The organism is Vibrio sp. vnigr-6D03, assembly GCF_002835515.1.
Taxonomy (GTDB): Bacteria; Pseudomonadota; Gammaproteobacteria; order Enterobacterales; family Vibrionaceae; genus Vibrio; species Vibrio penaeicida.
Genome location: NZ_PIZL01000003.1, coordinates 39,473 through 59,093 on the forward strand (window position 1 = coordinate 39,473; position 19,621 = coordinate 59,093).

The following is a 19,621-nucleotide window of genomic DNA, read 5'->3' on the forward strand; positions in this document are numbered from 1 at the left end:
ATGAAATGGAACATTCAAAATTAAGTATCATAATACCGACATATAACGCTCAAGATCTGCTGCGCGAAACCCTGGATTGTCTGGTTGATCAAACGGTAAGCACGGATTTATATGAAGTCATTATTGCCGACGATGGCTCATCGGATAACACAAAAGAAGTAGTACAAGATTTTTCTTCTCTGTTAGATATTCACTATTACTACCAAGAGGATGATGGCTTTCGATTAGCCGCGGCAAGAAACCTTGGGCTCGAACATGCCAAATACCCTCTGGTTTTGTTTTTTGACTGCGGAATGATCGCTACCGAGGATTTGGTAGAAAAACACTTAATGGCGCATAGAGACCAACCCGATTCCGTGTTGATCGGGCTGTCGTATGGCGTGGAAGAGTATTCAACCGAGAACGCCAAAGAACTTACTCAACTTATCAATACACTTGATCGTACCGAGTTGTTTAGCGAGCTGTCTCAACGCAAGAATTTGTATGATTGCCGATATGAAACTTGCCAAGAAATTGATTTTGATCTGTCGAAAACACGCGCCCCTTGGGTGATGTGCTGGGGAGGGCATGTGTCTTGTTCCACTCAGACGCTCAAGCAAATCGGAGGCTGCGATGAAGCCTTTAGAAGTTGGGGGGGTGAAGATGTCGATATGGCTATTCGATTATTTGAACATGGCTGCCAGTTCACGGTGTTGAAGTCGTTACACGCGATACACAAACCCCATTACCGGTGTGGTGAAAGCAATAAAGCCTCTTCAATGGAGAACATCAAATACATCGTAAATAAGTATAAACAGCCAGATGTGAGTTTACTCTCGGAGCATGGATGGGAAGCCATATTTAAAATGACATTAAGAGAAGCGGAAGCGGTCTAACTGATGGAAGCTGTCTTGAACAAAAAATTAGGTAAAGCTTTCCATATCATTTGGTTTGGGCAACTGGTCAGCCAACTAGGTACCGCGACGACCAGTTTCGCCTTGTTGGTTTGGATGGCACAAAATGGTCAGTCGACCACGGCATTTGCTTTAGGGCTCGTCTGGTTTTTCTTGCCAAGCGCCATTCTTTCGCCATGGATAGGCGGTATTGTCGACCGCTTTAACCTGAAAAAACTGGCGATAGTGTCCGATCTACTCGCGGGTGTCTTTACCGTTGTTATGCTGCTTTTAGCGCATTTCGATGTTCTAGAAATGTGGCATATATACATCATGGCAGTGTTTAGTTCAGTTCCTAGCCTTTTGCAAAGAACCACATTTACGGTGTTGATTCCTAAACTGGTGGGGAGTGAATTAATAGGAAAAGCCAATGCGCGCTTTACCATTATTGATGCTGGGTCGAGAGTTGTTTCGGCTTTACTTGCGACAAGTTTGTTGTCCGTCGTTGGTTTAGCCGGCGTCATGTTGATTGACTTGTTAACTCTGCTGGTGGCGGTATTGAGCTTGCTCTTGGTGAGGCTGCCTAAAGAAGTGTGTGAACCCGTTAAAAAAGCAGACGGTGATTCCGCGTCTTGGCGTTTTAGCGATAACGTGATGCCGGTTTTGAACGAGCTTAAAGCATCACCGTTCCTTCTTATGGTGCTGACGTATTTGTTGGCGGCAAATTTCATCACATCGCTGGTCACTGGGCTGATGGCACCTATGTTACTTGCCAGCTTCACGGTGGAAAGTATTGGTGTATTAATGTCGGTAGGCGCGGTAGGTGCGTTAGTCGGGGCAGTAATCTTGTCAGCGAAAACGCCTAAACGACTCGTTTTGTGGATGTTCTCAATCAATATTGTCAGCGGTATTTTGATCATACTGGCCGGCATTACCACTCATTTACCCCTTATGTACATTACGGTGTTTGTCATGATGTTCATTTCACCGTTAATGAGCGTATGCGACCGCACATTCTGGCAACAGAGAATCAAAGAATCCATTCGAGGCAGATTCTTTGCACTGCAAGGTGCAATGTACATGACCGTTTTCCCAGTTGCGACCTTAGTTGGTGGGGGCTTAGCCGACGGTGTCTTTGCGCCAATACTGTCGTATTTGAGTCAATCTGGTGATCTTCTACCAACATGGTTCGGTGATCAAAAAGGGCGAGAGCTAGGGTTAATGTATGCCGCTGTTGGTGGAATTGCCGTGGTGTTTTCCATTGCTATTTTAGTTTGGTGGAAGCTTTCTGCGTATAGGAATGATGGAAAGTTCATTTCAACTGAAGCCAGTTCGCTTTCATAAATGGGGATCGACAATGATCTGCAAAAGCATTTCTAGGCTACATCATTTTGAGCACATTAAAGCACTTTTGGGCTCGGAGATATTACTCAATACCCCGAAGCCTAAAGGCTTATCTATTTCGATTGATGATGGACCTAATCCATACGCTCACGCCATGATCAAATTGTTCAAACGCGAAAACATTTCTGCCAGTTTTTTTGTTTTGGCAACGAAGGTGCAACAAAACCCTGAGATCGCGAGATGTTTGTTAGAAGAAGAGCATGAATTGTGCGTGCACGGTTACGATCACACCATTATTACGGATATGACGCCAGATGCTTTTCAGCGGTCTTTACATCGATTTGATGATGTAATGCGTGAGCACAATCTTCCTTATAAGAAAATCTATCGTCCACCGAATGGCGAGATCGCCCCCGAATATGTCGAAGTATTGAAAGCGGAAGGATTCCAAACGGTGCTCTGGTCGCTCGACTCCTTTGACTGGGAATTCAATTCAAAGCAAATACAGGCGCATTTTGAACAGCAACGTGACCTCCATCAATTGACTCTATTTCACGATGGCGTGATAGGCGGTTCGCCGTTTTCTACTCTCAAGTCACTAGTTGCGTTAATACGGTTATGTAAGAAGAAACAGATCCCAATTGTTCCAATGAATTTGGGTTAAATAGGAAAAAATATGAGCAATGTCGAGTTGGTAAAAGCGTATACAGAAGATTTACCTGACCTTAAACATTTATTCATGCCGCCAAATTTAGGTTACGTTCCATGGGAACGATATGTGAGAACATTTACGCTGACAAAACCTGAAAAGTTTGAGGACCCCTACATTGGTCTTGGGCTTAAAGTGGGGGATAAATGGGTCGGTTTTCTCGGCATGGTTCGGTCTTTTCGGGAAATTCAAGGTATCGAGACGGAAGTGAATAACATGTCTACGATGACCGTTCTACCCGAATACAGAACGCAGAGCTTAAGGCTATTTAGAGCATTGAAAACGCTTAAAACAGCTCTGTTTACATGTCTTACGCCTAGTCCTGTCACAGAGAAAGTATCGATAAAGACGCTGGGTGCCAGCGTTCATTCCGATAAGTATCAGGTGCTTTCAGAAAGCTCTCAGGATCCCTCCACGGTTACTGTTGTTAGCGACCATGATCAAATACAACAACGAATAGATAGCCAGTGGACAGGTTTGTTTGACGAGCATTCTCAAGAAGCGTGTTTTTTTGTGCTTGTTGAGTGCGAACAGAGTGAATGCCTGCTTTTACTGACAGAGCGCACCTTGCAAGAGGAGCGGTATGTAGAAGTATTGTTTTACTCAGATTTGGGCTTCTTTAGTCGCTGGGCGGATAAAATATCGTCCAAGCTTGTTTCTTCTTATGATGTGAAAGGCGTTGTTTTGGATGTTGCAGATACGCCTAATGTACTATTGGATCCAACGAAACAACTTGCGATGAAAGAACCTAATCTAGTGGTTAGGTTTGGTGAAGGTCCGTTGTCCGTCCCTTTCATATCACTTTATTCTGAAATAACCAAAATGGGCATGTAAAGCCTAAGCTACAAGTGCGGTACTGAACGTATCGCACATAAGGTTCTCCAAGGGGCAAAAAGCTATTTAGAACCTTTGATTTATTTAAGCCGCCTAGTACCCACTCCCATTCAATATATTCTTGGCTATCGCTTTGGAGCCTTTTGGGCGCCATCTGATTGAACAATTCTGCAAGACACAGCGTCAAAACAAGTGTTTCAAGTCCCTATTACGTACGTCTCCTGAATACGAAATGAGATGTTGGTCAAAATTCCACCTAATTAATATTTTAATCAAAATCAGATGAAACAAATTGGTTTCATTTGCTAATTGTTCTAAATGTGCTGTCAAAATTCAATAACGTGAAGCTAAATGGCGCGTAAGTGAAATAAATTTTAATGTAATTGTCATGTTTAACTCCTATTCTTTATCCATAGGGAACGCATGGGCATAAATGGATATAAAGCAGTATGAACATCAAGGATGTGGCGCAACTTGCGAATGTGTCGCCAGCAACAGTCTCTCGCTATTTAAATGCGCCAGAGCTGGTAGCGAACAACGCATCAGAACGAATTGCAAAAGTGATAGAGGTGACGGGCTACTCTCCGCGCACACCTTTCTCTGGTGTGGCGCTGAACACGAACCCTACAATCGGTTTGATGATTCCGAGCATTAATAATCCCGTCTTTGCTGAAATTGCTTCCGCTATTCAGTCCAAAGCGCGTTTCTACGGCTATTCAGTACTGATCATCGATACTCAATACAATGGTGAATTTGAAAAGCAGGGCATAATAACTTTGCTCCGTCAGCGAGTTGCTGGTGTTCTGCTTACGGTGTCCTCTCATCAAAACAATGAAGCGCTCTCCTTGCTGAGAGAGTTTGAATTTCCTTATTGCCTGCTTCACAACCAAAGTCTCTCAGATGAAGCGTGTGTGTATGTAGACAACTATCAAGCAAGCCGTGATGTGGCCTTTGCTCTTTACGAGAAAGGGCATCGAGAATTTGGCGTCGTTACCATGAACTTTTCCGCCTCTGATCGAGGTCGTGCTCGTTATGCGGGGTTTACGGACGCGCTAAAGGAATTGGGGTGCGATCTTTCAACGTTGGCTCATGTCGAGCTGCCTTATGAGACCCAAGATCAAGATGCTGAAGTCGAAGACTTATTCGCAGAGATGACAACAACGGCATGGTTTTGCACTAACGATTTACTGGCATTGAGAACCTTAAAAGCATTGAAGAAGCTGGGTATTAATGTGCCTGAAGAAACCAGTGTTGTTGGGTTTGATGGAATGGCGTTTGGTGATTTGTTTCACCCAGAATTGGCGACAGTTTCTGTTCCGTACCAAAAAATGGGCGAAGTAGCGGTCGATCTACTTCTAAATGAACGTGTTGCCAATAGGCAAACAAGGAGCGTTTGCAGGCAGATTGAAGTGGGACATCAGCTAAAGTTACTTGGCACAGTAGCCAATGTAATGCCTAACTGAATCCATAATGATTATGAAAATCAAAGAGTAAAGTTATTTAAGCATGAATATCAACAAGGAGTGAAAACCATGTTACGTAAGTCATATTCCAAGCTAGGCTTGGCCGTAATCTCCACTACGGTAGTGACGTTGGCAACAGCGCTACAACCTGTTCTTGCCTCTGATGCGACTTGTTATAACTGCCCACCTGAATGGGCAAACTGGGGCGGGCAACTCAAGTTAATTAAAAAGGAATTGAATATTTCTATTCCTATGGACAACAAAAATTCAGGTCAAACCTTGTCTCAACTGATTACTGAGAAAAATAGCCCAGTGGCTGATGTCGCCTATTACGGTGTGTCTTTTGGTATTAAAGCGGCAGAGCAGGGTGTTGTTACTGGTTATAAACCGAAAAACTGGGAACAAATCCCAGAAGGCTTGAAAGATTCTGAAGGCAAATGGTTTGCGATCCATTCAGGGACGTTAGGCTTTTTCGTCAATGTGGATGCACTAGAGGGGAAACCTGTCCCTAAATCTTGGGCCGATCTTCTAAGTTCGGATTACCGAGGTATGGTGGGGTATCTTGATCCAACCAGTGCTTTTGTCGGCTATGCGGGAGCGGTGGCGGTAAATCGTGCGATGGGCGGCGACCTTTCAAATTTTGATCCAGCGATTGAGTTCTTTTCTAAGTTGAAAAAGAACAAGCCAATTGTGCCTAAGCAAACGTCTTACGCGCGTGTGCTGTCTGGAGAGATCCCAATTCTGTTAGATTTCGACTTTAATGCTTACCGCGCTAAGTATAAAGATCATGGCAACATTGAATTTGTTATCCCTCAAGAAGGATCGCTCGTCGTTCCTTATGTAATGAGCCAAGTGAAAAATTCCCCCAACCCTGAAAATGGAAAGAAAATTCTAGATTTTGTTCTTTCTAGCAAAGGGCAAAAAGTGTGGGCAGAAGCGTTTTTACGACCTGTCATAACGTCCGCAATGGACGCCGAAACGAAGAAGAAATTCCTTCCAGATAGTGACTATGAGCGAGCGTCTGCAGTGGATTTTGCAAAAATGGCGAGTGCGCAAACGAACTTTGCACAGCGTTATTTAAAAGAAGTGAAATAAGAAAAGTAGGGCGATAAATCGTCGCCCTAAACACTTTCCTGCAAATAAAATTCGCTAATAGATAAGTACTCAAATGAATAAATACCTAATATTAATCTTGCCTGCCTTGGTGGTGAGCATTGCATTCTTTCTCATACCTGTCGTGCAGCTTATCTTGCTTTCAGAGGCAGGGAACTATTACGACATTCTTGCAAATGAACAATATTATCAAAGCTTGTGGTCGACAGTTGTGCTCTCCGTAACGGTGACACTGCTGACGTTGGTAATCGCAATCGTATGTGGTTTGTTTTTAACTCGTTATGACTTCTTTGGGAAGCGTTGGTTGATTGCAATGATCAGCTTTCCACTGGCGTTCCCAGGTGTTGTTATTGGCTTTTTTGTCATCATGTTGGCGGGAAGACAAGGTGCTTCGGCCGAGTTGGGGCTATTGCTGGTTGGAGAGCGCTGGACGTTTGCGTATTCCATTGCTGGATTGTTTATCGGTTATCTTTACTTTTCCATTCCAAGAGTCGTTTTAACGGTCATGGTGGCGGCTGAAAAGTTGGACTACAGCTTAATGGAGGCAGCTCGTTCTCTAGGAGCTAGCCCTTTGAGAACATTTAAAGATGTCACGTTACCTGCGTTAGTTCCGGGTTTGATCTCTTCCGGCTCTCTGTGTTTTGCAACATCAATGGGGGCATTTGGTACTGCTTTTGCGCTAGCGACCGATCTTAATGTAATTCCAATGACGATTTATACCGAGTTTACGTTAAGTGCCAATTTACCTATGGCTGCAGCGTTAAGCATTGTGCTCGGCGGTGTCACTTGGGTTTGCCTGAGTATCGCCAAGCGATATGGCATGGCATCGATCAATATGGGAGCGTAAAAATGAAGCGTGATTACACCTTTTATATTCCTCTTTTATTCACCATTTTAGTTTGTGCATTTTTGGTCATTCCTGTTGCTATGTCGGTTCTTGCTGGGCTAACAAATAATTACTTTGTGGGCGTAAAAAGCGGGCTTACGTTTCGTTGGGTCATTGAAGTTTGGGAACTGTATTCGCAAACGCTGTGGTTAACATTATTTATTGCCTTAGCTGCGGTGGTCGTGAACTTAGTGGTAGGGGTGCCGCTTGCTTATTATTTGGCGGCGCAGCGAAGCCGGCTGACAGAAATGCTGCAAGAGCTGATTACGTTACCCATCGCCGTTCCTGGATTGGCAATATCCATCGGATTGATCACCACTTATGGACACTTTTCTACCTTTAGATCCAGTTGGGCTTTCATCTTAGTTGGGCATGTGGTGTTTACGCTTCCATTTATGGTGAATGCGATTCTTGCAGCGCTGAACAGTATTAACTTCAAAGTGTTAGAAGAAGGTGCAGCAAGTTTGGGCGCGGGGTTTTGGCGGCGATTTGTCGACATTATCGTCCCTAACTGCATTACCGGTATTGTGAGCGGTACATTGATGACACTAACGTTATCAATAGGGGAATTTAACCTTACTTGGATGCTGCACACACCATTAACGAAAACACTGCCAGTTGGGCTTGCTGATGCCTATGCCTCGATGCGACTTGAAATCGGATCAGCCTATACGCTTATATTTTTGCTTTTGTTGCTTCCACTGTTAGTGGCGACTCAGCTGATAAAACGAAATTCAAATAAAGGAGCAATGTAAGTGAATCAAGCACATCAAATACAGGGTATTACCCTCAATAATGTTAAAAAGACATTTCCCAATGGTTCTGTGGCGCTGAAGGAGACAAGCCTAGATATCGCACCAGGAGAAATCCTTGTTTTGCTAGGGCCTTCTGGATGTGGAAAAACCACCACGCTAAGAATGATCGCAGGCTTGGAGCAGTGTGACAGTGGCGGTTCCATTTCGTTTGGAGAACAAGACGTAACGCCATTACCAATTGAAAAGCGCAACGTTGGAATGGTATTTCAGTCGTATGCCCTTTTTCCCAATATGAACGTCTCTCAAAATATTGAATATGGCTTAAAAATCCGAGGTGTATCAGAGGAAGTGCGAAAGAGAAAGCTGCAAGAGATGCTGGTTATGTTTGATCTAGAACCCTATTCTCAGCGAGACATATCGCAACTGTCTGGTGGGCAAAAGCAACGTGTGGCTTTAGCAAGAGCCATTATCGTAGAGCCTGCGGTGTTACTGCTTGATGAGCCACTTTCTGCATTGGATGCTCTATTACGCAAACGTCTTCGAGATGATATTCAAGTACTGCTAAAAAAATTAGGTATCACCGCCGTTTATGTTACACACGATCAGGAAGAAGCCATGGTGATTGGCGATCGTATTGCTGTTCTTGATCATGGTGAGATTGCACAGATTGGATCGCCAGAAGCAATTTATCGTCAGCCCGATTCTCCATTTGTGGCCGATTTTATCGGAGAGGCCAACCGATTCGATGGTTGGAAAAACGGTGCAGCGCTTAAACTCTCTAATGCACAAACCCTTCCATTATCGCAACCGAATGATAATGAAGAGGGTGAAGTCATGACCGTCATGGTCCGACCGGAAGACATGTACGTTTCAGATTCAGGAGACCACTCTCTTAGCGGGCACATTACCCACCTCGCATTCTTGGGTGATAGGACGAGGCTGACCGTAGAGTGTGATTTAGAGAATCCGGTTGCGGTTGACTGTTTTGATCGCCAAAACTTTGAATTGGGGCAGGTTGTTAATTTGTCCGTAAACAGCCAACACATTATTTTATTAGGGAGCAAAGATGCTGATTGCTCAGTTGACTGATTTACATATTAAAAAGGAAGGTAAACTCGCGTATCAAAAAGTTGATACATTGCAGTGCCTTAAAGATGCGGTCCAACACATCAACCGTTTGAATGTCGACTTGGTTGTTATTACAGGCGACTTAGGCGATTTTGGATTAGATGAAGAATATGCCATTGTTCTGCACGAGCTAAGCCAGTTGAATGCGCCAGTCCGCGTTATTCCTGGCAATCACGATCACAAGATTCGTTTACGTGAAGGGCTAAGAGGGTTGGTGGATTTTGAAGATTCTGTTGAGTGTAACTTCTCACTGGAAACAGAGCATTGCCTGCTGATTGGGCTGGATTCATCGATTCCAGAAAAGCCGCATGGGTGTATTGCTAGCACCAGCTTAAATTGGTTGCAATCGAAATTGAAGGAGACGTCCAAACCCGTACTTTTGTTTGTGCATCACCCTCCGATGGAAGTTGGAATAAACCATATGGATGTACAGAACTTGCATAATGCTGAGGCGTTATGGGACGTTATTGCACCGTTTGATTCAGTGGTTGGGATTGTAACGGGGCATTTGCATCGTACTATTACTGCCATTTGGAAGGGCGTGCCAGTTTGGGTTGGGCCTTCGCACAGTCATAGCGTCGCATTAGACTTTGATAAAGAAGGGATCCCAGCGTTTCAAATGGAACCTAAGGCAATTCAGTTATTCAAGGTAGATGACAAGGGAGTGTTGAGCCATGTTAGCTACATTGGAGACTATGAAGGGCCATTCCCATTCTTTGATAAAGAGGGGCTGGTGGACTAACCATACATAAATATACACCGCAGTACAGTACTGCGGTGTTGAGTTCTAAGTTATAGAGCTCGAGCTGCCAATTGCTCAGCAATGTAATCCGCTTGCCTTATGGCGAGTGCCACGATGGTTAGCGTCGGGTTTTCCGCCGCACCTGTGGTGAACTGACTACCGTCCGATACAAAGAGATTTTTGATATCGTGGGTTTGCCCCCAACGGTTAACCACACCATCTTTCGCTTTCTCACTCATTCGGTTTGTCCCTAAGTTATGAGTGGAAGGATAAGGCACAACGCGATGGGTTTTGATTGCCCCGACGGCTTCATACACTTGTTCGCCTTTTTCATAAGCGTACTCCCGCATCGCCACATCATTGGGGTGATCGTCGTAATGAACGTTAGGTATGGGCAAACCGTTAGCGTCCAATTCATCGGAATTCAGTGAAACACGATTCGAGGAACGTGGCATGTCTTCACCGACTAGCCACATGCCTGCCATGTGTTCATATTGCTCCATTGAGTTGGCAAAATCGGTACCCCATGCTCCGGGTTTAAGGAAAGCGGCCATGAAGGGCAAGCCAAGAGACAAGGTTTCCATCTCAAATCCACCCACAAACCCTCGGCTAGGATCGTGAATCGATTCGTCTTGAATGATTCCCGCCATGGTGGTGCCTCGGTACATATTAACCGGCTTACTGAACTCCGCGTAAACCGATCCGGTCATGTGGCGCATGTAGTTTCGGCCGACTTCACCGGAGCTGTTCGCTAAGCCATCTGGGAACATGTTAGAAGCAGAGTTGAGCAATATTCTTGGGCTCTCAATGGAGTTACCTGCAATACAGACGATTCGAGCTTTCTGGTGCTGTTGGTTACCATCTTTGTCTGCATAGAGCACACCATCGACGAGCCCTTTATCGTTATGGGTGACTTTCAGCACTGTGCTGCTTGAACGCAGTTCGAAATTCCCTGTGGCTTCTGCTTTAGGGATTTCTGTATACAGTGTCGACCATTTAGCCGACATACGGCACCCTTGAAAACAAAACCCAAGTTGCATGCAGCCAGGGCGACCATCACGAGGCTGAGAGTTAATCGCCATTCTACCCGTATGCACTTGCTTATAGCCGAGTTTACGGGCACCCGCTTCCATGACTTTGTAGTTATTGTTCCCTGGCAAGCCAGGTATATCGTGAGTGCGCGTGACCCCCATTTTGTCTTCGGCCTTGTCGTAGTAAGGTTCGAGTTCGGCAAGGGTAATTGGCCAATCGAGTAACGCCGCGTCTTTCACTTCTCCGTAGTGAGTGAGAGCCTTAAACTCGTGTTCTTGAATTCTTAAACTGGCGCCTGCCCAATGGAGGGTTGAGCCGCCAACGGTTTTACAAATCCAGGCGGGTAAGTTAGGGAAATCGCGCGCAACTTCCCATGTGCCAGAGGTCGTTCTTTTATCCAACCACGCTTCTTTGCCAAACATGTGCCATTCATCGTTTTTAAAGTCTTTGGCGTAGTTTAAATGCGTGCCAGCTTCCAAACACACCACCTTTACTCCTTTTTGACACAGCTCATTGGCGAGCGTCCCCCCGCCTGCGCCGGACCCAATCACGACCACGACGCTGCTGTCAGCAAGTTCAAATTTAGCCATTGGACACCTCCTTGTTTTCCATTGGCAGCCAATCAATGTCATCAAAACCGCGATGCAAATATCCTCCTTTTGAAAAGGAAGGTCCCTCATAGCCAAACTTCGCCCAAATTTTTGGGTTGTTGTACAAAGAAACCACCATGTTGCCTCGCACTGTTTGAAAGAAAGGTTCAGAGGAAAGCTTGTTTAAAACGGCGTCTTGAGCCGTTACGGACATCGTAGAAAATCCACTCTTGTTGAGCGTCGACAATCCTTGTTTGAAGGAAGCAAGGCTGTCGCCAGACAATTGCCCGTCGAGGCTTTCCACACACGCGCCATAAAAGAAATCGGCAAGGTGCGGGTGAGGGTAGATACGTCGACATAATGCCAATAGTAAGTTGGCTTCTTCGGTATTGAGTTTCGAGACCTTCATTTGCCATTTTTGTCCAGCAAGCGAATATCCAGAAAGGCTGAGTGTTAGCGCTGTTGCTGCACTAACCGAAGAGAGTTTTAGAAACTTTCTTCTACTTAGGTTTTGATCGTTCATCCTTACGACCTCCAGTGTAATCCGTTATTGGAATCGTCCATGTTTTTGCAAAAATTCAATTTTGTAACCGTCGGGATCGGTTAAGAAAAAGAACGTCGCCATGGTTTTGTTGTTATGTTGCATCGACTTAACGGGAGTAGGGGTAAATCCCGCTTCAGTTAACGAGTGATGAGTTTGCTCGATATTGTCGATGCATACCGCTAAGTGACCATAGGCATCGCCATGTTCATAGGGAGAATCTCGACCGTGATTCAGGGTCAGCTCGACTTCAAATCCGGAATTCGGATCGCGCAAATAGGTTAAGGTAAACCCTTCAAATTCATATTGATCCGCGAGTTCTAACCCAAGGGCGGTCGAGTAAAATTGAATGGAGCGATCCAAGTTAAGTACTCGAATCATGGTGTGAATGGCTTTTGTCATTTGTGGCTCACTTTGCTGTTATTGATTCTTAAATCAATATAAACGCGAACCATTGAGTGGTGGTGGTAGTATGCTACCACATGTTAAAAAAATGTAACTTTATTGACGTGTGCTCGCACCTATACCGATATTAGGGGAGCAGTATTAGGTAGCTTAAGTATAGTGCTTCACTCGATCAATGAGCCTGAGCGTGAAGTTGCTGCTTGGCGGTTTTGAGTACTTTTTCTGGCTGAGAAAGGTACATCACGCAGGAGCATCGGAGCAATGAGGCAAAATTGGATATGTCGCCATGTAAGTCGGTGGCTTCATCATAAAGTAATGAAAGAAACTGACCCGTTGTCATATGTTGAACTGTGGCTATTTCATCAATAACCGTCCAAAACTTAGACTCAAGCCGAACACTGGTGGAATGACCACCTAATCGAACAGAGCGCGAGACAAATTGGTAATTCTCTGGCGATTGACCAGCAAATATATAGCACATGGGTTCCTCCCTCTCATACCAGCATTCGAGAAATTGGATCATCAACCAGAGCCAAATAAAAAAGCCCTAGAAGGTAGGTTAATATTTGTTCAATAATGGTGCAATTACAACCACTACCTTAAAAGCCGAAACCAAAGTCCGTTGGTTGTTAATCCTCTGAAAAATAGAGCGTAAACACTACTTCAATCAAATGTGGCGATGAGGTTATGGGATGAAGAGTCACCTCAAGTCTCATATTTGATTCAAGTTAGCTCGGTCATGACTGAATGGAATCCTGGTTAGTCCTAATATTCTCTTTGTTCTCGAATACGGTTTGATAACATGTAGCCTCTTAATATCAGGGGCAGTCACATGAAACAAAGTATCATCCATATTTCTCTCGTCGTTGATGATTACGATGACGCGCTCGACTTTTATATCAATAAACTCAACTTCGAATTAGTAGAAGATACCTATCAACCAGAACAGGATAAACGTTGGGTTGTGGTATCTCCTCCGGGGTCTGATGGCGTAGCATTACTACTGGCGAAAGCATCAAAGCCTGAGCAAAGACCGTTTATTGGAAACCAAGCGGGCGGTAGGGTATTTTTGTTTTTACGCACTGATGATTTTTGGCGAGACTTCAATAGCATGAAAGAAAAAGGCATTCATTTTGTTCGTGAACCCAGCGAACAAGATTATGGCACCGTTGCCGTATTTGAAGATTTGTACGGAAACCTTTGGGATTTGCTTCAAATGAATCCCGATCATCCGATGGCGCAGCGTTAATCTAAAAAGGCTGCAAAACGCAGCCTTTATAAATAAAGACATTCTCAAAGAATTTACTTTTTCCAACGAGTATAAATTGATCTCGCTAGGGCTTCGTTAGAGAAGAGCATGTTATCCCGATTCATAGCGATGCTTGCGTGGTTGTCGGTTAAAGACAGGTTAGGTGTTGAGAAGTAAACCTCTAGTCTCATTCCGTTTTCTTTGCGCAAACTCGGTCTATCCTTTTCTCCTTCAGGGAAAACAATGTCAATTATGCGGTACTCTCTTTGATTGTGATCTTTCCAATCTTTGACTTCCCATGTTGCCGTAAACCCTGTTTCGCCCTCTGGAGTAACGGTGACGGTGTTATCATCGCCAAACGCTAGTGTGGTTAAAACAGGGATAGCATGTTGGGTGGAAGAGGTAATATCTCGAAGGTGATAGAAAGTATTTCCCCTAACAAATGAATCATCGATATTCTTGGATGCTCTCCAAAATTTTGGCGTTGTCCAAATTGCCAGTTCATCGTTTTTATCGAAACTTAACATGTAGGCCGTATTCGTATCGATAAATTCAAACTGATATTGGTCAAAATCGAGAGTTTGGTTTGCTATTGTGTACGGGGTATTTTTACACCCAGAAGACCCGCCACAATAACTGGTTGAAAGTTGGTTACCAGAGCTAAAGAAAATGGTGTCGAAATGACTGCCCGCGCTATTACGAAATTCACTAATATACATTCGTCTTTTTGTAAGATAAGCATGCAAATTTGAAATAGGTTGTGCAGTATTTCGTGCCCATTCTTCATAGATAAAGTGTGCAAACTTTTTACTTTTTATAAGCAGGTTATCCGAGTTCAACTGACTCGAAGTGTTGTCGACAAGAATAACCCCTTTACTTTGGAGCTGGGTGACGAGTGTGAGTGCAGCCTCTCTATTCAAGCTGTCGTGCTGCGCATTGTTAGTAAAGGAGATCGCTATTGTTTGCTTCGCTGCACCATTACTATGCGTGCCTTCTGTGAACGTCCAACTTGCATCAAACGCTTCTTCCTTATAAGGCTTCACTGAAACGGTTTGAGCATCTTTAAAGTGAAGTTCAACCAATTGAAGTTGTGCGTGTTGGTCAACGTCGATGATATCGCGGATGTGGTACCAGCGTTTACCTATTAAATCCGATGCCTTTACATCAGCTTCAACACCGGAAACAAAATCTTGCTTACTCCAAATCAGTGGTAAATGGTTGATGGAAGAAAAGCTTAATGCAAATTCTGGCGTGACATAGAAGAAGTCCATAGACGTATTCGAGTCAGTGAACGTTAAAGACTTACCTGCTATTTCATAAGGTTTGTCTGTTGCGCCAAATAGAGATCCATTCATTTTGCCATCTGCAAAATTCGCTGTTTGCAGCAGGTAATCATTGTTGTTGAGTGTTGATACCCAAAACTTTCCAGATTCGAGATATTTCGTTAAGCCTTGGTATTTGTCTTTTCTTTTGACCTTACCATCAGAATCGAAGCCCAGATCCACGCTATCCAGATCTTTACCTTCGTTAACAAGCTTTGCTATTTCTGCCGTTAACTTGCCAGACATTGTGAGCAGTTCGTTGGCATCCGCATCTGAAAGGTTTTCACTAAATTGTTGAGTGATGGCGCGTGCAAACAAATGTGCTTTGGCGGAGTCGTTGTTTGACGTCTTTTTAGCGACATAATCTCCGGTGAAAGCATCTAAAGGAAGGTTTAAGCTTGCAGCTAACGCCGACATGTCCATTTTGTGGATCTTAGCTAACGTCGTAAATGGCGTAATGGTCTCTTCACCTGCGGCAGCAATCATTTCATAGGAATGGCTTAGGTAACCCGGAGTGTCTGAGTCCTGAGTTTGACCTGCAATCACTTGTGCAATGATTGGGTAGGCAAAATCCGCTTTATCAATGGTTATCTTTCCAGAAGCATCCGTCGTTGTGCTCAGTTGCTCGCCGTTATCACATTGACCATTTTTGTTTCTATCAATACATACGGCGGCATTACTAAGGTAGCCGTCGATGACGGTTATCGTTTTGCTTGTTGGTGTCGGTGTTGGTTTTTGTACGGGTTCATTGGTAGAAGAACTGCCGCCGCCGCAGGCACTAAGCAGAACGGTCACTGCCAGCGCCAATACTGTTTTATTTAACATAAGCCGAGTTTACCTATTCGAGGAATTGTTAATAATTAGAGATTGTTAGAGTAGAAGTAAGCGGAGAATAATATGTTGGGTATTAATATGATCGTAATTAGGGTCTGTTGACCTTTTGAGGCGCTTTTTGCAATCAATGAGGTTACTTAGGCATAAAGAGGGTGGCTGTACAGAAGTTGCATTTGATTGAAATTGAGTGAAAACTCTAACTCTGCACTCAATTAACGGTTACCGAACTTTTCATATTGAGTTAGCTTGAGTATAACAATCTGAATTAGTGCGGTTTTAGCCGCCATACTCGATAAGGAGAGAGTTTTGCTTGCTGTTCTACGATTATTGTTAGTTGGGGTGTTTTTGGTCGTTATTACTATATGTGCCTGTCTATACTGCGCTTTTAACCCCAGAAACCCTAAGCATGTTTATACATTTTGCCGTTGGTTTAATCAGCTTCATAAGCTCTTTGGCATAAAGCTGGTACAACGTGGGTTAGAGAATGCACCAACACCTGATAATAGTGTCTACATTTCCAATCATCAGAACGTGTTTGATTTTGTCACTTCTCCCGGCATGTTGCGCCCAAGAACGGTGACTTTGGGAAAACGGGATTTGTTGTGGCTTCCATTCTTTGGTCAGCTTTACTGGATTACCGGCAATATCTTGATTAATCGTGAAGATAAGTCCAAAGCCCGAAACACAATTAAACAAGTGTCGGAAGCCATTCATCAACGTGATTTATCTGTATGGATTTATCCAGAAGGAACCCGAAGCAAAGGGCGTGGTTTGTTGCCTTTTAAAACAGGGGCGTTTCGCACAGCAATCGAAGCGGGTGTGCCTATTACGCCAATGTGTGTCAGCAATGCTCATAATAAGTTTTCACTTAACCGGATCAACAATGGCATAGTGATTACTGAAATGCTGGAACCCATTGATGTGTCGGATTATCAGCTAGCGGATGCTAGAAAACTGGCGGATAGATGTCATAAGCTAATGAGTGAAAAAATTGCAGAACTTAACAAAGAGGTAGAGCGCTTAGAGGCGTCTAGCAATAATCAGCTTAGTTCAAAACCACAGGTTTAATCTTTACTCAGGTGAATATAATGAAAATACGTACGTTGGCCCTACTTATTGCTACTCACGGCGTTGTTGGGGCGTTGGGTTTTGGTGCCGGTATCTATGCACTTCCTATTCTTACTGCGCCGCCAGCCCCAAGTACATCTGTGATTGAAGAGAAATCCCTTGAAACACTGTTTACTGCTCAATTTATAAAAGAACTCGAAGACAGTGATGCACTTCATTGGGGGGAAGGAGCCGTTTCTATCGGTTCAGAATTTATCACTCTGGAAGGAGAACTTGCTCCAGGGCCAGACTACAAGCTCTATCTTTCGCCAGAATTTGTAGAGACGGAATCGGATTTCAATCGGATAAAATCGCAAATGGTTCAAGTGGGAGACGTGAAAACTTTTGAGAATTTCGTTGTTGAAGTACCAGCAGGCATCAAGCCAGAAAACTTTAATAGCGTTATAGTTTGGTGTGAGTCTTTTGGGCAATTTATTACAGCAGCAAAATACCAATAATTTATCCCATGAATATTTTATAAAAGTGTGCTTATCGCGCACTTTTTTTTGTTTCAATAGGCGTTGGTTTGGTTAAGATTAAGCAATATCAAAAGGGAGCATGAAAATAAGTGTTAGTCGAAAAATGGTTACAAATTGATGGGGATAGCCTGTATTGCTTATCCACGCAAAAGGTAGAAACTCAAGAAACACTCGTCCTTATCCATGGTTTAGGGGAGTCTCATCAATGTTTCGCTGATGCCATTGATTGGCTGCCCAACTACAACCTAATCATGTTTGACATGTGTGGTTATGGCTATTCACCTGCTTCTTGCTCTTCCCATTCCACGGAAACGCAAGCAAAGCGTATTCTAAAAGCGTTAGATCAAATGGGCATTGATGGATGCTACCTACTCGGGCATTCATGGGGAGGCGACATTTCCACGCTGGTCTGCCAGTTTGATACGAATCGTATCGTTGAGGGGTTCATTAATGCCGAAGGCGGGCTTCATGAAGAGAGCATCATTCTTTCTCAAATCATTGCGGAACAGTATTCGGGATTAACAAAAGCGGAATTCTCAGAGTGGGTGAAAGGTGAAGGGTTCGCAAAACGGTTTACCCTTAAATGGCATCATGGTGCCGGGGTTAAGTATTTATCTTCGCTTAGGCGTTGTGACCCATTAGTGTTGGGAGCAACGGCGAGTGAGATCTATGCTCAACATGATACTCAGGATAGCCGTGGTGTTGTAAGTTGGGGGCAAATATTCGAAAACCTATCAATACCCACTACTTATTTTTGGGGAACCCAGAGCCTTGAGGGGTGCGAGCGAGCCCTTAACTTTATACAAACCTTAAACAATGTTTCGTTTAAAGGCGCGAATCACTGGGTGCAAAATGATCCATCGCTTTTCTACGCCGAGGTCGAAAAATTCATTGTGAGCGCATCAAAGAAAAACCAAGGACTATAGATTAGAAACCATACCCATGGCATTTATTTTGCTGACGATTTCGGAAATTATGTTAATTATCAATTACATGTTTGGGTGAGTGTCTGATTGCAGTTCTTTTATTAAACTTTGAAGATCGCGTGTAAGTAGCACAGGATGGTTGTCGGTTGTTCAATAAGGATAATACGATGACTATCAATAAGTTAACTATGATGGCTTGCGTTGGGCTTTTGTCGGCACCTGCTATGGCAAGCACTCAACTGGATTACGAAATTGCGAATTGGAAGGGGTTCCAAGACGCAGCAGTGGTACTGGCATTCGACGACTACTCGCCAGGTCAGAAAGACATTGCGATTCCTCAGCTTATGGAACGTGATATGGCAGCGACGATATTTGTCACCACATCAACGGCAGAATGGCTAGGATGGGAGCCTATCGTTCAAGGCCATAATGCTGGCATTGAAATGGCTAACCATACGGTACTTCACCACGATTTTAACGATGATTATACCGACTGGCAGGGCATAACGCACCCGCCAGTTACTCCAGATCGTTATGATGATGAAGTGAAGTTCGCCTCAGACAGAATTGAAGCGAATACGGGTAAGCGCCCAACAACATTTGCTTATCCATTTGGTAGCTACAATAGCGATATTGCTAAATATCTTCACGACACAGGCTTCATTGCCGCGCGGGCATGGGATCCGGCTAAATATGTGGTGATGCCTTACGACTTTGCCACATGGGAAGGGGCGTATTACTACCTTCGTTCAACCAATGCTTACATTCTTCAAGACTTGGAAAAATTTGAATTTGTCTTGGATTTTGCATTGGAGTCAGGCGGTTTGTATATCCTAACTTGGCACAGTATTGTCGGACCAGATGGCGGCGCCGACTGGAGTGATTTGGTTCCGCAAGATGTGTTTGAAAACCAGCTGGATATTGTGAAATCCAAAGATGATGCTTGGGTAACCACGTTCGAAAAAGCAGTGAAATATCACAAGCAAAAAGCGGTTGCGACTGTCGATTTAGTCAGCGTAGATGAAAAAGTGATGACGCTAAACTTAACCGATACCCTAGCCGATGAAGTCTACGACGAGCCGCTGACACTGAAAGTGAAAGTGCCAGCACAATTTGGTGTAAAGAAGGTAGAGCAAGCAGGACAAGCTCTTGCGTTCAAATGGGATGATCAATCCATTATCTTCGATGCAACGCCAGACCGTGGTGAGATAGTTATTCATAATTGGTAAAAACAGGCGTTAATCTAAGGGAAGCTTCGGCTTCCTTTTTTTGTTGATGAATACTGAGTTA

The 19,621-nt window shown here is 44.0% G+C and carries 20 protein-coding genes; 15 read left to right on the top strand and 5 right to left on the bottom strand.

The window, feature by feature from the left end:
- Window positions 1–5 precede the first annotated feature (5 nt).
- From CW749_RS04855 to CW749_RS04900, 10 genes are all read left to right on the top strand, one after another.
- Window positions 6–875 (top strand): glycosyltransferase, encoded by an 870-nt coding sequence (locus CW749_RS04855; RefSeq protein ID WP_180958327.1) that lies wholly within the window; start codon window positions 6–8, stop codon window positions 873–875.
- A 15-nt stretch (window positions 876–890) separates the two neighbouring features.
- Entirely contained in the window at window positions 891–2,216 is a 1,326-nt protein-coding gene (locus tag CW749_RS04860; RefSeq protein ID WP_180958328.1) for an MFS transporter, read from the top strand.
- Window positions 2,217–2,229: 13 nt separating this feature from the next.
- The gene (locus CW749_RS04865; RefSeq protein WP_180958329.1) at window positions 2,230–2,880 is read left to right on the top strand and encodes a polysaccharide deacetylase family protein; all 651 of its coding nucleotides are present in this window, start codon (window positions 2,230–2,232) and stop codon (window positions 2,878–2,880) included.
- Window positions 2,881–2,892: 12 nt separating this feature from the next.
- Window positions 2,893–3,759, top strand: coding sequence for a hypothetical protein (locus CW749_RS04870; protein ID WP_101110922.1), 867 nt, complete (start codon window positions 2,893–2,895; stop codon window positions 3,757–3,759).
- A 449-nt stretch (window positions 3,760–4,208) separates the two neighbouring features.
- A complete protein-coding gene (locus CW749_RS04875; protein WP_101110923.1) occupies window positions 4,209–5,222 on the top strand; it encodes a substrate-binding domain-containing protein in 1,014 nt (337 codons plus the stop codon).
- Between the two features lie 69 nt (window positions 5,223–5,291).
- Window positions 5,292–6,317, top strand: a complete 1,026-nt coding sequence (locus CW749_RS04880; RefSeq protein ID WP_101110924.1) for an ABC transporter substrate-binding protein — start codon at window positions 5,292–5,294, stop codon at window positions 6,315–6,317.
- Window positions 6,318–6,390: 73 nt separating this feature from the next.
- Window positions 6,391–7,182, top strand: coding sequence for an ABC transporter permease (locus CW749_RS04885; RefSeq protein ID WP_101110925.1), 792 nt, complete (start codon window positions 6,391–6,393; stop codon window positions 7,180–7,182).
- Window positions 7,183–7,184: 2 nt separating this feature from the next.
- The gene (locus tag CW749_RS04890; RefSeq protein ID WP_101110926.1) at window positions 7,185–7,976 is read left to right on the top strand and encodes an ABC transporter permease subunit; all 792 of its coding nucleotides are present in this window, start codon (window positions 7,185–7,187) and stop codon (window positions 7,974–7,976) included.
- Window positions 7,977–9,065, top strand: a complete 1,089-nt coding sequence (locus CW749_RS04895) for an ABC transporter ATP-binding protein (RefSeq protein WP_101110927.1) — start codon at window positions 7,977–7,979, stop codon at window positions 9,063–9,065.
- The gene (locus tag CW749_RS04900; RefSeq protein ID WP_101110928.1) at window positions 9,043–9,846 is read left to right on the top strand and encodes a phosphodiesterase; all 804 of its coding nucleotides are present in this window, start codon (window positions 9,043–9,045) and stop codon (window positions 9,844–9,846) included. Before CW749_RS04895 ends, CW749_RS04900 begins: the two co-directional genes overlap by 23 nt.
- A 50-nt stretch (window positions 9,847–9,896) precedes the next feature.
- On the opposite strand, the gene CW749_RS04905 is transcribed toward CW749_RS04900, so the two are convergent.
- The 4 genes from CW749_RS04905 to CW749_RS04920 all read right to left on the bottom strand — a co-directional run bounded on the left by CW749_RS04905 (window position 9,897) and on the right by CW749_RS04920 (window position 12,895).
- Window positions 9,897–11,468 (bottom strand): GMC family oxidoreductase, encoded by a 1,572-nt coding sequence (locus tag CW749_RS04905; protein ID WP_101110929.1) that lies wholly within the window; start codon window positions 11,466–11,468, stop codon window positions 9,897–9,899.
- Window positions 11,461–11,991 carry a twin-arginine translocation signal domain-containing protein gene (locus CW749_RS04910; protein WP_101110930.1) on the bottom strand — a complete coding sequence of 177 codons (531 nt, stop codon included), beginning with the start codon at window positions 11,989–11,991 and terminating at the stop codon, window positions 11,461–11,463. The genes CW749_RS04905 and CW749_RS04910 overlap by 8 nt, the downstream gene beginning before the upstream one ends.
- 24 nt (window positions 11,992–12,015) lie before the next feature.
- On the bottom strand, window positions 12,016–12,411 hold the full coding sequence (locus CW749_RS04915; RefSeq protein ID WP_101110931.1) for a VOC family protein: 396 nt from the start codon (window positions 12,409–12,411) through the stop codon (window positions 12,016–12,018).
- Window positions 12,412–12,586: 175 nt separating this feature from the next.
- The gene (locus CW749_RS04920; RefSeq protein ID WP_101110932.1) at window positions 12,587–12,895 is read right to left on the bottom strand and encodes a ribbon-helix-helix domain-containing protein; all 309 of its coding nucleotides are present in this window, start codon (window positions 12,893–12,895) and stop codon (window positions 12,587–12,589) included.
- 351 nt (window positions 12,896–13,246) lie between these two features.
- On the opposite strand from CW749_RS04920, the gene CW749_RS04925 reads away from it, so the two are divergent.
- A complete protein-coding gene (locus CW749_RS04925) occupies window positions 13,247–13,663 on the top strand; it encodes a VOC family protein (RefSeq protein WP_101110933.1) in 417 nt (138 codons plus the stop codon).
- Window positions 13,664–13,716: 53 nt separating this feature from the next.
- Here CW749_RS04925 and CW749_RS04930 read toward each other — a convergent pair whose 3' ends face one another.
- Window positions 13,717–15,810 carry a hypothetical protein gene (locus CW749_RS04930; protein WP_101110934.1) on the bottom strand — a complete coding sequence of 698 codons (2,094 nt, stop codon included), beginning with the start codon at window positions 15,808–15,810 and terminating at the stop codon, window positions 13,717–13,719.
- Window positions 15,811–16,125: 315 nt separating this feature from the next.
- Between CW749_RS04930 and CW749_RS04935 the strand changes: the two genes are divergently transcribed.
- From CW749_RS04935 to CW749_RS04950, 4 genes are all read left to right on the top strand, one after another.
- Window positions 16,126–16,887 carry a 1-acylglycerol-3-phosphate O-acyltransferase gene (locus CW749_RS04935; RefSeq protein WP_101110935.1) on the top strand — a complete coding sequence of 254 codons (762 nt, stop codon included), beginning with the start codon at window positions 16,126–16,128 and terminating at the stop codon, window positions 16,885–16,887.
- Between the two features lie 26 nt (window positions 16,888–16,913).
- Window positions 16,914–17,384, top strand: a complete 471-nt coding sequence (locus tag CW749_RS04940; RefSeq protein WP_201796992.1) for a DM13 domain-containing protein — start codon at window positions 16,914–16,916, stop codon at window positions 17,382–17,384.
- Window positions 17,385–17,494: 110 nt separating this feature from the next.
- Window positions 17,495–18,331 carry an alpha/beta hydrolase gene (locus CW749_RS04945; RefSeq protein WP_101110937.1) on the top strand — a complete coding sequence of 279 codons (837 nt, stop codon included), beginning with the start codon at window positions 17,495–17,497 and terminating at the stop codon, window positions 18,329–18,331.
- A gap of 167 nt (window positions 18,332–18,498) precedes the next feature.
- Entirely contained in the window at window positions 18,499–19,560 is a 1,062-nt protein-coding gene (locus CW749_RS04950) for a polysaccharide deacetylase family protein (protein ID WP_101110938.1), read from the top strand.
- Window positions 19,561–19,621: the final 61 nt, after the last annotated feature.

What these genes read in the sequence shown, in the direction of transcription:
- CW749_RS04855 (WP_180958327.1), top strand. Translation starts at nt 6, where the DNA reads ATGGAACATTCAAAATTAAGTATCATAATACCGACATATAACGCTCAA.
- CW749_RS04865 (WP_180958329.1), top strand. Translation starts at nt 2,230, where the DNA reads ATGATCTGCAAAAGCATTTCTAGGCTACATCATTTTGAGCACATTAAA.
- CW749_RS04870 (WP_101110922.1), top strand. Translation starts at nt 2,893, where the DNA reads ATGAGCAATGTCGAGTTGGTAAAAGCGTATACAGAAGATTTACCTGAC.
- CW749_RS04875 (WP_101110923.1), top strand. Translation starts at nt 4,209, where the DNA reads ATGAACATCAAGGATGTGGCGCAACTTGCGAATGTGTCGCCAGCAACA.
- CW749_RS04880 (WP_101110924.1), top strand. Translation starts at nt 5,292, where the DNA reads ATGTTACGTAAGTCATATTCCAAGCTAGGCTTGGCCGTAATCTCCACT.
- CW749_RS04885 (WP_101110925.1), top strand. Translation starts at nt 6,391, where the DNA reads ATGAATAAATACCTAATATTAATCTTGCCTGCCTTGGTGGTGAGCATT.
- CW749_RS04890 (WP_101110926.1), top strand. Translation starts at nt 7,185, where the DNA reads ATGAAGCGTGATTACACCTTTTATATTCCTCTTTTATTCACCATTTTA.
- CW749_RS04900 (WP_101110928.1), top strand. Translation starts at nt 9,043, where the DNA reads ATGCTGATTGCTCAGTTGACTGATTTACATATTAAAAAGGAAGGTAAA.
- CW749_RS04905 (WP_101110929.1), bottom strand. Translation starts at nt 11,468, where the DNA reads ATGGCTAAATTTGAACTTGCTGACAGCAGCGTCGTGGTCGTGATTGGG.
- CW749_RS04910 (WP_101110930.1), bottom strand. Translation starts at nt 11,991, where the DNA reads ATGAACGATCAAAACCTAAGTAGAAGAAAGTTTCTAAAACTCTCTTCG.
- CW749_RS04915 (WP_101110931.1), bottom strand. Translation starts at nt 12,411, where the DNA reads ATGACAAAAGCCATTCACACCATGATTCGAGTACTTAACTTGGATCGC.
- CW749_RS04920 (WP_101110932.1), bottom strand. Translation starts at nt 12,895, where the DNA reads ATGTGCTATATATTTGCTGGTCAATCGCCAGAGAATTACCAATTTGTC.
- CW749_RS04925 (WP_101110933.1), top strand. Translation starts at nt 13,247, where the DNA reads ATGAAACAAAGTATCATCCATATTTCTCTCGTCGTTGATGATTACGAT.
- CW749_RS04930 (WP_101110934.1), bottom strand. Translation starts at nt 15,810, where the DNA reads ATGTTAAATAAAACAGTATTGGCGCTGGCAGTGACCGTTCTGCTTAGT.
- CW749_RS04950 (WP_101110938.1), top strand. Translation starts at nt 18,499, where the DNA reads ATGACTATCAATAAGTTAACTATGATGGCTTGCGTTGGGCTTTTGTCG.